The organism is Streptomyces griseomycini (genome assembly GCF_014203535.1).
GTDB classification, from domain to species: Bacteria; Actinomycetota; Actinomycetes; order Streptomycetales; family Streptomycetaceae; genus Streptomyces; species Streptomyces griseomycini.
Map to the genome: position 1 here is coordinate 65,283 of NZ_JACHJI010000020.1, position 13,816 is coordinate 79,098.

General features: G+C 72.6%; 15 protein-coding genes and 2 riboswitches. Of the genes, 7 read left to right on the forward strand and 8 right to left on the reverse strand.

Going from position 1 to position 13,816, the window contains the following annotated elements:
* Positions 1-391: 391 nt before the first annotated feature.
* From FHS37_RS34605 to FHS37_RS34615, 3 genes are all read right to left on the reverse strand, one after another.
* On the reverse strand, positions 392-1,180 hold the full coding sequence (locus tag FHS37_RS34605) for an enhanced serine sensitivity protein SseB C-terminal domain-containing protein (protein WP_184828597.1): 789 nt from the start codon (positions 1,178-1,180) through the stop codon (positions 392-394).
* A 444-nt stretch (positions 1,181-1,624) separates the two neighbouring features.
* Positions 1,625-2,404 carry an enhanced serine sensitivity protein SseB gene (locus tag FHS37_RS34610; RefSeq protein ID WP_184828599.1) on the reverse strand — a complete coding sequence of 260 codons (780 nt, stop codon included), beginning with the start codon at positions 2,402-2,404 and terminating at the stop codon, positions 1,625-1,627.
* A gap of 102 nt (positions 2,405-2,506) precedes the next feature.
* Positions 2,507-3,175 (reverse strand): AAA family ATPase, encoded by a 669-nt coding sequence (locus FHS37_RS34615; RefSeq protein WP_184828657.1) that lies wholly within the window; start codon positions 3,173-3,175, stop codon positions 2,507-2,509.
* Positions 3,176-3,396: 221 nt separating this feature from the next.
* A riboswitch (glycine riboswitch) is annotated at positions 3,397-3,497 on the forward strand.
* Positions 3,498-3,623, forward strand: a riboswitch (glycine riboswitch).
* A 36-nt stretch (positions 3,624-3,659) separates the two neighbouring features.
* Here FHS37_RS34615 and gcvT point away from each other — a divergent pair.
* The 6 genes from gcvT to FHS37_RS34645 all read left to right on the forward strand — a co-directional run bounded on the left by gcvT (position 3,660) and on the right by FHS37_RS34645 (position 9,363).
* The gene (gene gcvT / locus FHS37_RS34620; protein WP_184828601.1) at positions 3,660-4,778 is read left to right on the forward strand and encodes a glycine cleavage system aminomethyltransferase GcvT; all 1,119 of its coding nucleotides are present in this window, start codon (positions 3,660-3,662) and stop codon (positions 4,776-4,778) included.
* A 129-nt stretch (positions 4,779-4,907) separates the two neighbouring features.
* Complete coding sequence (gene gcvH, locus FHS37_RS34625) at positions 4,908-5,285, forward strand: glycine cleavage system protein GcvH (RefSeq protein WP_184828603.1); 378 nt, start codon at positions 4,908-4,910, stop codon at positions 5,283-5,285.
* A 14-nt stretch (positions 5,286-5,299) separates the two neighbouring features.
* On the forward strand, positions 5,300-6,559 hold the full coding sequence (glyA, locus tag FHS37_RS34630) for a serine hydroxymethyltransferase (RefSeq protein ID WP_184828605.1): 1,260 nt from the start codon (positions 5,300-5,302) through the stop codon (positions 6,557-6,559).
* Positions 6,560-6,736: 177 nt separating this feature from the next.
* Entirely contained in the window at positions 6,737-8,104 is a 1,368-nt protein-coding gene (locus FHS37_RS34635) for an L-serine ammonia-lyase (protein ID WP_184828607.1), read from the forward strand.
* Positions 8,105-8,220: 116 nt separating this feature from the next.
* On the forward strand, positions 8,221-8,688 hold the full coding sequence (locus tag FHS37_RS34640) for an HIT family protein (protein WP_184828609.1): 468 nt from the start codon (positions 8,221-8,223) through the stop codon (positions 8,686-8,688).
* 117 nt (positions 8,689-8,805) lie between these two features.
* Positions 8,806-9,363 carry a glycoside hydrolase family 25 protein gene (locus tag FHS37_RS34645; RefSeq protein ID WP_184828611.1) on the forward strand — a complete coding sequence of 186 codons (558 nt, stop codon included), beginning with the start codon at positions 8,806-8,808 and terminating at the stop codon, positions 9,361-9,363.
* Here the strand turns inward: FHS37_RS34645 and FHS37_RS34650 are convergent.
* The 3 genes from FHS37_RS34650 to FHS37_RS34660 form a co-directional block, all read right to left on the reverse strand.
* A complete protein-coding gene (locus FHS37_RS34650) occupies positions 9,360-10,094 on the reverse strand; it encodes an NADPH-dependent F420 reductase (protein WP_268254605.1) in 735 nt (244 codons plus the stop codon). The genes FHS37_RS34645 and FHS37_RS34650 overlap by 4 nt on opposite strands.
* Before the next feature lie 127 nt (positions 10,095-10,221).
* Positions 10,222-10,434 carry an EF-hand domain-containing protein gene (locus tag FHS37_RS34655; protein WP_184828615.1) on the reverse strand — a complete coding sequence of 71 codons (213 nt, stop codon included), beginning with the start codon at positions 10,432-10,434 and terminating at the stop codon, positions 10,222-10,224.
* Positions 10,435-10,506: 72 nt separating this feature from the next.
* Entirely contained in the window at positions 10,507-11,421 is a 915-nt protein-coding gene (locus tag FHS37_RS34660) for a helix-turn-helix domain-containing protein (RefSeq protein ID WP_184828617.1), read from the reverse strand.
* A 49-nt stretch (positions 11,422-11,470) separates the two neighbouring features.
* On the opposite strand from FHS37_RS34660, the gene FHS37_RS34665 reads away from it, so the two are divergent.
* Positions 11,471-12,136, forward strand: coding sequence for a GNAT family N-acetyltransferase (locus FHS37_RS34665; RefSeq protein ID WP_184828619.1), 666 nt, complete (start codon positions 11,471-11,473; stop codon positions 12,134-12,136).
* Positions 12,137-12,159: 23 nt separating this feature from the next.
* Here FHS37_RS34665 and FHS37_RS34670 read toward each other — a convergent pair whose 3' ends face one another.
* Both FHS37_RS34670 and FHS37_RS34675 read right to left on the reverse strand, forming a co-directional pair.
* Positions 12,160-12,768 carry an ATP-binding protein gene (locus FHS37_RS34670; RefSeq protein WP_184828621.1) on the reverse strand — a complete coding sequence of 203 codons (609 nt, stop codon included), beginning with the start codon at positions 12,766-12,768 and terminating at the stop codon, positions 12,160-12,162.
* 186 nt (positions 12,769-12,954) lie between these two features.
* A complete protein-coding gene (locus FHS37_RS34675) occupies positions 12,955-13,722 on the reverse strand; it encodes an enoyl-CoA hydratase/isomerase family protein (RefSeq protein ID WP_184828623.1) in 768 nt (255 codons plus the stop codon).
* Positions 13,723-13,816: the final 94 nt, after the last annotated feature.

Here is a 13,816-nt window from a genome sequence, read left to right on the forward strand (position 1 = left end):
CAGACGTTCACAGGTGGTCAGGAACAGTCCGGATAGCGGTGATACCTACCTGAGATCTGAACAGTTGACATATGGGGCGGTTCAGGCGTCCCGCCGTCGGGAATCGCCCCGCCGGCCCCAAGAGGCGGCCCCCAGAAGGGTGTTCAGAAGGGGCCGAGCAGTGTGGAGAACGGGTGAAACCGCAGGTGATCGGCGGTTGACGGGGTGTAGTCGAGTGTGCGTGGCCGAAAATCTGACGCGAAATCAGCGTCGGACGGCCGGTCGGGGCCGGCGGACCGCACCGGTGCCGGTGTCCACATCGTGGACCCGGTGACGCCTCGTCAGCACGAGCGGGGCGCGGCCGGGCCGGCCGCACCGGGCCCTCGCGGGTACGGCCGCGGATACGGCCCGGTCAGCGCCGGTGCGCGGGCGGGTAGCCGTAGCCCGAGGTGGGGGGTGGAACGGCGCCGTGCGCCTCGCGGTCGTAGAACGGACGGGAGTTGGCACGCAGCCACATCGCGACCGGGTCGTGCTCGTCGGACATCGCGACGGTCGACACGGGCAGTCCGTCCGGGACGGCCCCGAGGGACTGCTGCATCATGGCGCGCACCGCGTCGACGGCCGACGGCGAGGTGTCGTACACGTCGAGGCCGATGGCGAGGTAGGGCGCGCCCAGTGCGGGCTGCACCCAGGCGCGGCGCAGCGCGCGGACGGCCGGGGTGCGGTGGGCGTTCTGCGCGAGCAGGGCGTAGAACTGCGGGATCTCGATGCCGGGCTCGGACAGTCTGAGCGGCCCGGCGGGCTGGCGGTCCAGGCCGGTGGCGATGCGGCGCAGGTCCAGCCAGGGGATGCCCACTCCGCCGCCCGGGGCGTGCGGATTGAGCCAGAGCCCGTAGTGGTCGGGATAGAGCGCGCGGGCCACGTCGAGCCCGTCGACCACCTCGTACGACCGGTTCCAGCCACTGGCCGACAGCTCCTGGGCGGAGGTGACGCAGGGCGCGTAGCCGAAGCCGTCCACCTCCATGTTCCCGTACTGGGCGTCCGGGGAGCCGGCCTGGCCGTGCCACAGCAGCATCCAGACCTGACCGGTGGAGGGGGTCGCGAGCGCCCGCAGCAACGCCTCGTAGGCGTCGTAACGCCCGGGCGTCACCTGGCGCAGCATGTGCTCGACCTGCCCGGCCGCCGCGGTGCCAGCGCTCACTTTGTATCGCCCCTCCGTACAACACCAGCCGGCCAATGAACCTAGCTTAAGCCGCCCACCGCCCGGCGACCGCTGCCCGTGCGGCACGCGGATCGGCCGACCATACCGCCGGACGGCCCGGTCGGACCGGGCGACCGGCCGACACCGACGGCACGGGCGCCGGCCGCCGGGCGGGACCCGGCAGGTGGCCGGGCGGCCTCCGGCAGGGCCTGGCGGACGATCCGGTGCACGACCCGGCGACCGGGCGTGCGGCGGGGAGAACGGATCGCACCGTGCCGACGGACGGGCGATCGGGGCCGACCCCCGAGCGGAGGGAATCCCGCACCGGCGGACGAGGCGGCGCGGGCTCGGCCGCCGGGGTGGTGGGCGCGTGGTCGGGCGGGCGGTTCCCGGGTCCGCCCGGCCGGGCTGTCGGGGCGGGCGGGGAGACGGTGCCGGGCGGGGCTACGGGGTGCGCTGGTAGAAGGGGCGGATCCGGTCGCGCATCCAGTCGCCCACCGGGTCCTGCGCCACGTCCAGCAGGACCAGGTTGACCGGCCACTTCACCGCCGTCCGGCCCAGCGCACGGCCGAGGGCGTCCATCGGCAGGGCCCGCAGGTCCCCCTCCCACCGGGACAGCTCCACGCCGACGAACAGCACCGGGTCGGCCGTCTCGATCGCGGCGAGGCAGCGGCGGGCGGTGGCCACCACTCCCGTGGTCTCGAACTCCGCCGAGGCCGCGCTGAGGAAGTCCACCGGGTCGTCCTGCCAGTCGGGCTCGAACAGCCGGACCCGGCCGCCGCCCGCCGGACCGTCCAACGGGGTGCGTCCGGCCCGGCACAGCTCGGCCACGGCGGGCGGCGGCAGCGGGATGCCGACCACGCCACCGGGGTTCACCGCGATCCCGGCCTGCGGAGGCAGACCGCGCGCGAACTCCACGGCCGGCGCGATCGTGTACGACATGTGGGAGCCGACGACCTGGCGGAACTGCTCCTCGGAGCTGAACACCGGGACGTACGCCTGACCGTCGAGCTCCATCGTGGGCAGGTCGAGCGGGCCGCTGTCCGGGCCGCCGCCGTTGGGCAGGGGGACCCAGACGAAACTGCGGCCCAGCACCTCGACGATCCGGCCGCCCGCCGAGGGGACGCCGAGGGAGGCGGAGAGCACCTCCTCCAGCTCGTTGCCCGGCCATCCGCCGTGCGGGTGGGGGTGTGCCTGCGCCGGGAGATCCGCCGGGAAGTCCATCTGCCTACCGCCTGCCTGGAACCACTGCTGTGGCTCAAAAGGCTAACCGCTGCCGCGCCGCGGCCGGTCAGCCGGCCGCGATCGGTCCGTGCGGCCGGCCGGTCAGCCCGTGAAGCCGATGCGGCGCAGCGCGTTCGCCGCGTCCCGGTCGATCAGGACCGCCGAGCCGCAGCCGGCCGGCGGCTCGCCCCGCTCCACCGCCCGCAGCAGCCGGTCGCTCGCCGCGCGGTGCCGCAGGAACGCGTACCGGGAGACGCCCCGGCCCCGCTCGCGCTGGCCGGCCAGGGCCTGCTGCGGGGTGACGTCCAGGAGCAGCAGGTGCAGGCGGGCGCCCCGGCGCCGGGCCTCGCGGGCCAGCCAGCGGCGCACCCACGCCTGCGTGCCGCAGTCGTGCACGACGACTCCCCCGCCCGCGCGCAGGGCCCTGCGCAGCCCGGCGTAGTGGGCGAGGCGGACCAGCGGGCGGTAGACGGCGTACGGCAGGAGGCGCGGCACGCGGTGGTCCCAGCGGTCGCGGGTGTCCTGGGAGTCGACGCGGGTGCCGCGCACCGTGCGCCGCATCAGGGTGGACTTGCCGCTGCCGGGCAGTCCGGTGACCACGACGAGGTCGCGGGGTCCGAAGAGCAGGGCGTGCGGGCTGCCGCCGGCGCGCCCGCGCAGGTCCCGGACGACCGGCGCCGGCAGTGCGCCGCGGGCCTTCCGGACCGGAACGGCCGACTGCTCGGACAGCGCGACGCCCGTGGTGGCGGCGCACGCCGTGGTCCTGTTCACCGTGATCGTCCTCCCCTGGGGCCAGGTACGGAGTCCCATCCCCACCGAGTGTAAAGAGAAGGTAATACCGAATGCCTCTCGTTTCCGTCCGTTTCCTGAAACAGGCCTGTCACAGCTCGCCGTGACCGCCCGCGCACTCTGTGCGTACCCAGTGAAGGGTCCCCCTGCCGCGCCCCGAAGATGCGTGCAATGATGGGCGCGCCAACTGCATACCGGCCGTTTGAATCCGCGCGGGAGAGTCCCCTGCACCATGTGTCGCCGGGGCGCCGAAGGAGCAAGTCCCTCCCTTGAATCTCTCAGGCCCCGTTACCGCGCGGGCGAGGCACATCTGAAAAGCGGGCCGCTGTGACAGTGCTCCGGCGGCTCCACCCAAGGTGCAAGCCGTGATCCCTCCCCTGCGTGGACGGTCATGGCGAACCTCTCAGGTTCCGATGACAGATGGGGAGGAACGTTCCTCGCCTGTCCTGCCTTGGGAGACCGACCGATGAGCAGTACCGAACTCCGCCGGACCGCGCTCGATGCGCTGCATCGTTCGCTCGGCGCGACGATGACCGACTTCGCCGGCTGGGACATGCCCCTGCGCTACGGCTCCGAGCGCGACGAGCACAACGCCGTGCGCACCAAGGCCGGCCTCTTCGACCTCTCGCACATGGGCGAGATCACGGTCACCGGCCCGCAGGCCGCCGCACTCCTCGACCACGCCCTGGTCGGCAACATCGGGGGCGTCAAGCCCGGCCGCGCCCGCTACACCATGATCTGCCGCGAGGACGGCGGCATCCTGGACGACCTGATCGTCTACCGGCTCGGCGAGACCGAGTACATGGTGGTCGCCAACGCCTCCAACGCGCAGGTGGTGCTGGACGCCCTCGTGGAGCGCTCGGCCGGCTTCGACGCCGAGGTGCGCGACGACCGCGACGCCTACGCGCTGCTCGCCGTGCAGGGTCCCGAGTCCCCCGCGATCCTGAAGAGCCTGACCGACGCCGACCTGGACGGCCTGAAGTACTACGCCGGCCTGCCCGGCACCGTCGCCGGCGTCCCCGCGCTCATCGCCCGCACCGGTTACACCGGCGAGGACGGCTTCGAGCTGTTCGTGAAGCCGGAGCACGCGGTGGAGCTGTGGCAGGCGCTGACCAAGGCCGGCGAGGGCGCGGGCCTGGTCCCGTGCGGGCTGTCCTGCCGGGACACGCTGCGCCTGGAGGCGGGCATGCCGCTGTACGGCAACGAGCTGAGCACCTCCCTGACGCCCTTCGACGCCGGTCTGGGCCGGGTGGTGAAGTTCGAGAAGGAGGGCGACTTCGTGGGCCGCGCCGCCCTGGCCGAGGCCGCCGCGCGCGCCGAGCAGAACCCGCCGCGCGTCCTGGTCGGCCTGGTCGCCGAGGGCCGCCGCGTCCCGCGCGCCGGGTACGCGGTCGTCGCCGGCGGCGAGGTGGTCGGCGAGGTCACCTCCGGCGCTCCCTCCCCGACCCTGGGCAGGCCGATCGCCATGGCCTACGTCGACCCGGCGTACGCGGCGCCCGGCACCGAGGGCGTCGGCGTGGACATCCGCGGCAGCCACGAGCCGTACGAGGTCGTGGCGCTGCCGTTCTACAAGCGGCAGAAGTGACACCGGCGTAGCGTCTCTTCCCCGGGCAGCCCTCCACGTGTGCGGCCGGGTACGCCGTACCTGCCCACACGCGGTCCCCGCGGTCCCCTCAGTCATCAGCAGTCCCCCGTGTACAGGAGAATTCAGGCCATGAGCAACCCCCAGCAGCTGCGTTACAGCAAGGAGCACGAGTGGCTGTCGGCCGCCGAGGACGGCGTGTCGACGATCGGCATCACGGAGCACGCGGCCAACGCGCTCGGCGACGTCGTCTTCGTCCAGCTCCCCGCCGTCGGTGACAGCGTGACCGCGGGCGAGACCTGCGGCGAGCTGGAGTCGACCAAGTCGGTCAGCGACCTGTACTGCCCGGTCTCCGGCGAGGTCACCGAGGTCAACGAGGACGTGGTGAACGACCCGTCGCTGGTGAACTCGGCCCCCTTCGAGGGCGGCTGGCTGTTCAAGGTGCGCGTCACCGACGAGCCGGCCGACCTGCTGACCGCCGCCGAGTACGACGCCCACATCGCCGGCTGAGGAGCCGTAGCCGCATGTCGCTTCTGAACACGCCCCTGCACGAGCTCGACCCGGCCGTCGCCGCGGCGGTCGACGCCGAGCTGCACCGCCAGCAGTCCACCCTCGAGATGATCGCCTCGGAGAACTTCGCCCCGGTCGCGGTCATGGAGGCCCAGGGCTCGGTCCTCACCAACAAGTACGCCGAGGGTTACCCCGGCCGCCGCTACTACGGCGGCTGCGAGCACGTCGACGTGATCGAGCAGATCGCCATCGACCGCGTCAAGGAGCTCTTCGGCGCCGAGCACGCCAACGTGCAGCCGCACTCGGGCGCGCAGGCCAACGCCGCCGCGATGTTCGCGCTGCTCAAGCCCGGTGACACGATCATGGGTCTGAACCTCGCGCACGGCGGGCACCTGACCCACGGCATGAAGATCAACTTCTCCGGCAAGCTCTACGACGTGGTCGCGTACCACGTGGACGACACCGGTGTCGTCGACATGGCCGAGGTCGAGCGCCTGGCCAAGGAGCACAAGCCGAAGCTGATCGTCGCCGGCTGGTCGGCGTACCCGCGTCAGCTGGACTTCGCCGCGTTCCGCCGGATCGCGGACGAGGTTGGCGCGTACCTCATGGTCGACATGGCGCACTTCGCCGGTCTGGTCGCGGCGGGCCTGCACCCGAACCCGGTGCCGCACGCCCACGTCGTGACGACCACGACCCACAAGACCCTCGGCGGCCCCCGCGGCGGGGTGATCCTCTCCACGGCCGAACTGGCCAAGAAGATCAACTCCGCGGTGTTCCCGGGCCAGCAGGGCGGTCCGCTGGAGCACGTGGTCGCGGCCAAGGCGGTCGCCTTCAAGGTCGCCGCGAGCGAGGACTTCAAGGAGCGGCAGCGCCGCACCCTGGAGGGCGCCCGCATCCTGGCCGAGCGCCTGGTCAAGGACGACGTCAGGGCCGTGGGCGTGGACGTGCTGTCCGGCGGCACGGACGTGCACCTGGTCCTGGTCGACCTGCGGAACTCGGAGCTGGACGGCCAGCAGGCCGAGGACCGGCTCCACGAGGTCGGCATCACCGTCAACCGCAACGCGATCCCGAACGACCCGCGTCCGCCGATGGTCACCTCGGGCCTGCGCATCGGTACGCCCGCCCTGGCCACCCGCGGCTTCACGGCCGAGGACTTCGCCGAGGTCGCGGACGTGATCGCCGAGGCGCTGAAGCCGTCCTACGACGCCGAGGCGCTCCGGGCGCGGGTCACGGCTCTCGCCGAGAAGCACCCGCTGTACCCCGGTCTGCAGTAATTTCGTACGCTTTTATTCGTACGGACGTCCGGGGCATCGCGCACACTGGGTCGGTGAGCGCGGTGCCCCGCACCATGACCCCCGCACGTGACACCCCCTCCCGAACCTCCGACCCGCTCGTGATCCGCCCCCTCCCCGGTGGACAGCGCCGTCCGCCGAACCCCTAGGAGTCCTCCCGTGGCCATCTCGGTCTTCGATCTGTTCTCGATCGGCATCGGCCCGTCCAGCTCGCACACGGTCGGCCCGATGCGGGCGGCCCGCATGTTCGCCCGGCGGCTGCGCAACGAGGACCTGCTGGGCTCCGTCGCCTCGGTCCGGGCCGAGCTGTACGGCTCCCTCGGCGCCACCGGCCACGGGCACGGCACGCCCAAGGCGGTGCTGCTCGGCCTGGAGGGCGACTCGCCGCGCACGGTGGACGTGGAGACGGCCGACGAGCGGGTGGAGAAGATCAAGGACGGCGGCCGGATCCGCCTCCTCGGCGAGCACGAGATCGCGTTCTCCTTCGACGACGACATGGTGCTGCACCGCCGCAAGGCGCTCCCGTACCACGCCAACGGCATGACGCTGTGGGCGTACGACGCGTCCGGCGCCGAGCTGCTGGCCAAGACGTACTACTCGGTGGGCGGCGGCTTCGTCGTCGACGAGGACGCGGTGGGCGCGGACCGCATCAAGCTGGACGACACCGTCCTGAAGTACCCCTTCCGCACGGGCGACGAGCTGCTGCGCCTGACGAAGGAGACGGGCCTGTCCATCTCCGCCCTGATGCTGGAGAACGAGCGCGCCTGGCGGACCGAGGAGGAGATCCGCGCGGGCCTGCTGGAGATCTGGCGGGTGATGCGGGCGTGCGTCGACCGCGGCATGTCCCGCGAGGGCATCCTGCCGGGCGGTCTGAAGGTGCGCCGCCGGGCCGCGAACACCGCGCGCAAGCTGCGCTCCGAGGGCGACCCGCAGGCCCTCGCCATGGAGTGGATCACGCTCTACGCGATGGCGGTGAACGAGGAGAACGCGGCCGGCGGCCGGGTCGTCACGGCGCCGACGAACGGAGCGGCGGGGATCATCCCGGCCGTGCTGCACTACTACATGAACTTCGTGCCCGGCGCCGACGAGGAGGGCGTGGTCCGCTTCCTGCTCGCGGCCGGCGCCATCGGCATGCTCTTCAAGGAGAACGCCTCCATCTCCGGTGCCGAGGTCGGCTGCCAGGGCGAGGTGGGCTCCGCCTGCTCGATGGCCGCGGGCGCCCTCGCCGAGGTGCTCGGCGGCACCCCGGAGCAGGTGGAGAACGCCGCCGAGATCGGCATGGAGCACAACCTGGGCCTGACCTGCGACCCGGTCGGCGGCCTGGTCCAGATCCCGTGCATCGAGCGCAACGGCATGGCCGCGGTGAAGGCGGTCACGGCGGCGCGGATGGCGATGCGCGGCGACGGCTCGCACAAGGTGTCCCTGGACAAGGTCATCAAGACGATGAAGGACACCGGCGCGGACATGTCGGTCAAGTACAAGGAGACGGCCCGGGGCGGGCTGGCGGTGAACATCATCGAGTGCTGAGCCCGACGACAGGGCCCTTCCGGACGCCGAAGGCCCTCAGGGCCCGTGCGGCTCGGCCGTTCGCGTGACCGGATGCCGAACGGGGAGCCGCGGAACTCCCGGGGAAGGGGACCCCGGTGGCCGAGGGAGCCGGCGCGGGCGACGGGTGCCTGGCGTGCGACCTGACGGCCGGCGCGGTTCCGCTGCCGGGCGGGAACGTGCCGCGGTCCGGGTCCTGGGTGGTCGAGCACTGCGTCGGGCCGCTGGGGCCGGGCACCCTGGTGGTCAAGGCTGCCCGCCACGTGGTGCACGTCGCCGAGCTGACGGCGCGGGAGTCCGCCGAGCTGGGGCCCCTGCTGCAGCGGGTGAGCGCCGCCGTCACCACGGTGGTGTCCCCGGAGCAGGTGTACGTGTGCCTGTGGTCGCACGCGGGCGGGGTTCCCGGCCACCTCCACTTCGTCGTGCAGCCCGTCGGGCGCCGGGAGCTGTCCCGGTCCGGCGCCTTCGGCCCCGCGCTGCAGCCGGCCATGGGTGAGGCGGGGTGTTTCCCCGAGGCGACCGAGGTGGAGCGGATCTGCGACCGGTTGAGAGCGGTTCTCGACTGAACACGCCTCCTGGAGGCGCGCGCACCCCGCGGGGGGCCGCGCCGGTGCGTGGACGCCGCCGTGGTGGGGAATGAACCACTCAACTCCCCTCCCCCACAAGCACGTCAGGGAGCCCGCATGCTGCGTGGCATCGATGTGAGCTCGTACCAGCCCTCCTCGTACGACACCGACGGCCTGTCCTTCGTCTTCGTCAAGGCGACGGAGGGCCGTTCCTACACCAACCCCAGGCTCTCCGCCCAGACGAAGACGGCCCGCGACGCCGGCCTGGTGGTCGGCTTCTACCACTTCCTCTGGCCGGGCAACCTCACCGACCAGGCGGAGTACTTCGTGAGCAAGGCCCCGGAGAGGCGGGGCGACATCCTCGCCGTCGACTGGGAGACCACCGGCGAGGGCACCCGCGCGAGCAACTCCGAGAAGGACCGCTTCATCCGGAAGGTGAAGGAGCTGCGGCCGGACAACAGGGTCGTCCTGTACTGCAACCGGGATTTCTGGCTCAACGTCGACACGACGTCCTACGCCGGCGACGGCCTCTGGATCGCCGACTACGTCACCGCCGGGAAACCCCGCATCCGAGCCGAATGGCGCTTCCACCAGTACACCGACGACCCGCTGGACAAGAACGTCGCGGACTTCTCCAGCAGGTCGGCGTTGAGGAAGTGGGCCGGAAGTGCCTAACCCCGGAACTCCGGCTTGCGCTCCGGGGACGCCTCCGCGAGGGCCTTGGTGACGGCCTCGGCGTCCGCCCGCAGGCCGTAGACCGGGGTGTCGGGCTGCTGGCGCCAGGAGTCGTCGAGGCCGCCCGCGTCGACGGTGTCGAAGCCGAGCTCCTCGATCAGGGCCCGGACCTTCCGCTTGGCCGCCCCGTCGTCGCCGGCCACGGGGAGGGCCATCCGGTCGGGGGCGCCGGCCGGACGGTGACGGTCCAGGATGTCCTGGGCGTACGTGCCGTTGAAGGCCTTGATCACCGGGTGGCCGAGCTGCCGCTGCGTCCAGCGGCTCTCGGTGAGGCCCTCGTCCTCGATGCCGGCGATCCTCCCGTCGCGCTGCCGCGGGTAGTAGTTGCCGGTGTCGACGACGGCGACGCCGTCCGCGGCCTCGTCGAACAGGCCGGACGGCAGGTCCGGGACGGCCTTCAGCGGGACGGCGACGACCACGACCTCGGCGCCCCGGGCCGCCTCCTCGACCCGCACCGGCCTCGCCCCGGTCTCCTCGGCCAGCTCCGTGAGCGTGTGCGGGCCGCGGGAGTTGGCGACGGAGACGTCGTGCCCGAGGGCGGTGAGCCGCCGGGTGAGGTTTCCGCCGATGTTGCCCGCGCCGATGATGCCGATCTTCATGTCCGACTCGCCTGGCCCTTCCGGGGATCGGTGTCCGCTCCGGTTCCCCTCGGGAACCGCCGTGGTCGGCACCAACCTCCGAGGCGGCCGGGCTATTCCGGCCCCGTCGGCCGTACGGGTGACATCGCGCCGCCCCGGGCACGGCGCGGGGGCCCGGCCCGCACGGGAAGGTGTGCGCGCCGGGCCCCCGTACGGGGTCCTACTTGTTCAGGTGGGCCCAGAACTCGTCGAAGGACAGGACCTTGTCGCCGTTCAGGTCGCGGGACTTGATGACCGCCTCCGCGACCGCCTCGGTGACGTTCCAGTCACCGCCCTGGGCGAGGGCGGTCTTGAACTCGGCAGCGGTGATGAATCCGTCCCCGTCCGTATCGATCCGCTCGAACTGCTTGCGCGCTTCCTCGATGTCCGCCACCGATCCGCCCCTTTTTGTCTAGTTTTCCGGTGCTCTGTCGGACTCCCTGGAGTCCTGATGACGCAGGTCAGATTAACTGCCCGCTCGAGCCCGCAACGCGGCGACCACCCATCCGAACTCCTCCTCGTGGACGGACGGGGGTTCCAGGCCGTTCACGATCGCGGAGAGCTCGCGGTAGCGGGCGAGGCGGGGGTTCGTCGCCGCCGCGAGGCGTTCCAGTACGGCGGCCGGGTCGGCGTCACCGATCAGCGCGCGCAGGACGCCGGCGGCCCGCGGCGAGTCCGGTGCGACGCCCTCCCTCAGCGCGTCGCCCGCGAGCCGCACCAGGCGGCTCATGAACCACAGGGAGGAGCCCGCCGGGACGTCCGGTCCCCGGTCCGCCGCGTTGAACTCGATCATCCTGCGCATCGTCGCCCGGAACTCCGGGTCCTGGATCAGTTCGGCGAGCTCCACCCAGGCGTCCACCTGCTCGGGGGCGGGGTCGTCGGGCAGGTCGGCGGCGGCGAAGCGCAGGCGGGTGCGGATGTCGGGGTCCGCCGTGTCGACGCCCTCGAAGATCTCCGCCACGAAGTCCTCGATGATGCGCCTGCGCTCGGCGGTGGAGAGTCGGGCCAGTCTGTTCATGAGTGTCGTCTCCTCGGCGGTCGAACCACGTCGTGCCACGGTCGACAGCACCGCACGGGTCACCTTCAGCGCCCGGATCTGGGCGTCCAGCGCGGCCACGTGGGCCGCCGCGACCCGCGCGACCGTCGTCTCACCGGTCAGCACCCGGCGTACGTCGGCGAGGCCGAGGCCCAGCTCGCGCAGGGTGCGGACCAGTTCCAGACGGGCGACGGAGCCGGCGTCGTAGAGCCGGTAGCCGCCCGCGGAACGCGCCGCCGGCGGCAGGGCGCCCTCGTCGGACCAGTAGCGGATGGTGCGCACGGACAGGCCGGTGGCACGGGCGAGCTCGCCGATGGTGAGAAGTCCGGTGCCGTCTTCGATCATGTCTGGGAGTCTGGGCCTTCCAGTGGGTGGAGACTCAAGGAGCGTGAAGGTGACGGGCACACCGCGGGACACGTTGCGGGACATTCTCGACGCGGCGGCGCGCGGCGTCTTCCCGGCACCGGACGGCGGGACGACGGTGGTGGCGCAGCCGTCCGGCCGGGACGCGGGGGTGCTGGCGTTCACCGCGCACTCCGTCGTCTTCACCGACGAGGACCCCGCGTGGGTGCGGCGGACGCTGGCCTCGGCCGACTGCGACGCGCTGGCCGCCACCATGAACGTCCGTTTCCTGGCCGCCTTCATGGAGCGCACGGGGCGGCGGACGGACACGATCGACGTGATGACGGTGGCCGCCCCGCTGCCGGACGGTCCGCCGTCGGACGGTCCGCCGCTCGCCCTGGAGCAGGTCGGCGACCCCGGCCACCCCCGGGTGGTGAGCGCCCGCAGGCGGCGCGACGACGTGCGGGTGTGGACGGCGGACGGGGGTGTGCTGGTCCTGGGGCGCGGGATCGCGGGACGGCTCGAGGTCGCGGTGGAGGTGGCGGAGCAGGCGCGGCACCGGGGCCGGGGACGGCGGCTGGCGCTGGCGGCGCGGCGGCTGGCCGGGAACGAGCCGGTGTGGGCGCAGATATCGCCCGGGAACGCCCGCAGCATGCGGGCCTTCCAGGCGGCCGGCTACCGGCCGGTGGGTTCGGAGGCGCTGTTCCTGCGCGGCTGAGGACACCGCGCCGGCGCCGTGCGTCAGCGGTCCGCGACGCGCATCTCGAACCAGGTGGTCTTGCCCCGGGGCAGCAGGTCGACGCCCCAGCGGTCGGCGAGCTTGTCGACGAGGAAGAGGCCGCGGCCGCTGACGTCCATGTCCTGGACCGGCATCAGACAGGGCAGGCCGCGGGAGGGGTCACGGACCTCGACGCGGATCCAGCCGCGCCGGCGGCGCAGCCGGAGGCCGAAGACGCGGGCACCGGTGTGGCGCACGGCGTTGCCGACGAGTTCGGAGACGAGCAGGACGGCGTCCTCGGTGATCCTGGCCCCGAGGCCCCAGTGGCGCAGGACCACGACCTGGGTGAGCCGACGCGCGGTGGCGGCGGACTCCGGGCGGGACGGCAGCAGGACCTCTGCCTCCGCCGGGTTGCCGAACGACTCCAGTGCCTTCGGGGCGTGTTCGTCCTCTGCCGTCGGCGACCAGCGCGACGCGGTCACGCGTCCGTCTCCCCGCGGCTGTTCCGTGCCCTCCAGCCCCGTCATGCCCCCATCATGGCCGTCCACGGGGTCCTCCGGGGTCGTTCCGGGGGAACACGCCCCCTGTGCGCCCCCGTTCCGCAACGGTCCGCCGACATATGCCGTCGGCATTTCGGGGCCGTCGACGGCCCGTCCGACCTGCGGCGACGGTTCGCTGTGCGGCAACCGACGGACCCCCTCGACACGACAGGTTTAAGGGTGCCTTAAGGCTCCCATAAACCGCCCCGCCGAGGGGCCCGGATGAGACATCGCGTCAATTGCAAGGCCCGGGACGGAGTTTCGTGGTGCCGGGGGGCGTCAGAGGAACTTCGCCTTGCCGGGGCCCTCCTCCACGAAGCTGCGCATCCCCCGTGCGCGGTCCTCGGTGGCGAACAGGCCCGCGAACCAGTTGCGCTCGACGGCGAGGCCGGTGTCGATGTCCGTCTCGAGGCCGGTGTCGACGGCCTCCTTGGCGGCGCGCAGGGCGATCGCCGGGCCCTGGGCCAGCTTCGCGGCCCACGCGTGCGCCTGCTCGTAGACCTCCTCGGCGGGGACCACCCGGTCCACCAGGCCGAGCATCAGCGCCTCGTCGGCCCTGACCTGACGGCCCGTGAAGATGAGGTCCTTCGCCCTGGACGGGCCGATCAGCCGGGACAGGCGCTGGGTGCCGCCCGCGCCCGGGATGAGGCCGAGCAGGATCTCGGGCTGGCCCAGCTTGGCGTTCTCCCCGGCGATGCGGTAGTCGGCGCAGAGCGCGAGCTCGCAGCCGCCGCCGAGCGCGTAGCCCGTCACCGCGGCCACCACCGGCTTGGGGATGCGGGCCACGGCGGTGAAGGAGTCCTGCAGGGCGCGGGCGCGCAGGACCATCGCGGTGTGGTCCATGGCCTGCATCTCCTTGATGTCCGCGCCCGCCGCGAACACCTTCTCGCCGCCGTAGATCACCACGGCGCGCACGTCGTCGCGGCGCGCGGCCTCCTCGGCGAGTTCCTTCAGGCGGTCCTGCGTGGCGACGTCCAGCGCGTTCATGGGCGGGCGGTCCAGGCGCAGCGTGCCGACGCCGTCCGCGACTTCGAGGTGTACGGTCATGCCAGCAGGTTAACGGTGACTAACGGCGACCGGGGTGGTGCGGTCGCTCACACCGGGCCGGGGGTCCGGGGGTCGCCCCCGGGCAGGCACAGCA

What these genes read in the sequence shown, in the direction of transcription:
- FHS37_RS34670 (WP_184828621.1), bottom strand. Translation starts at nt 12,768, where the DNA reads ATGCCGACGGCATATGTCGGCGGACCGTTGCGGAACGGGGGCGCACAG.
- FHS37_RS34610 (WP_184828599.1), bottom strand. Translation starts at nt 2,404, where the DNA reads ATGGACTTCCCGGCGGATCTCCCGGCGCAGGCACACCCCCACCCGCAC.
- gcvH (WP_184828603.1), top strand. Translation starts at nt 4,908, where the DNA reads ATGAGCAACCCCCAGCAGCTGCGTTACAGCAAGGAGCACGAGTGGCTG.
- FHS37_RS34645 (WP_184828611.1), top strand. Translation starts at nt 8,806, where the DNA reads ATGCTGCGTGGCATCGATGTGAGCTCGTACCAGCCCTCCTCGTACGAC.
- gcvT (WP_184828601.1), top strand. Translation starts at nt 3,660, where the DNA reads ATGAGCAGTACCGAACTCCGCCGGACCGCGCTCGATGCGCTGCATCGT.
- FHS37_RS34660 (WP_184828617.1), bottom strand. Translation starts at nt 11,421, where the DNA reads ATGATCGAAGACGGCACCGGACTTCTCACCATCGGCGAGCTCGCCCGT.
- FHS37_RS34675 (WP_184828623.1), bottom strand. Translation starts at nt 13,722, where the DNA reads ATGACCGTACACCTCGAAGTCGCGGACGGCGTCGGCACGCTGCGCCTG.
- glyA (WP_184828605.1), top strand. Translation starts at nt 5,300, where the DNA reads ATGTCGCTTCTGAACACGCCCCTGCACGAGCTCGACCCGGCCGTCGCC.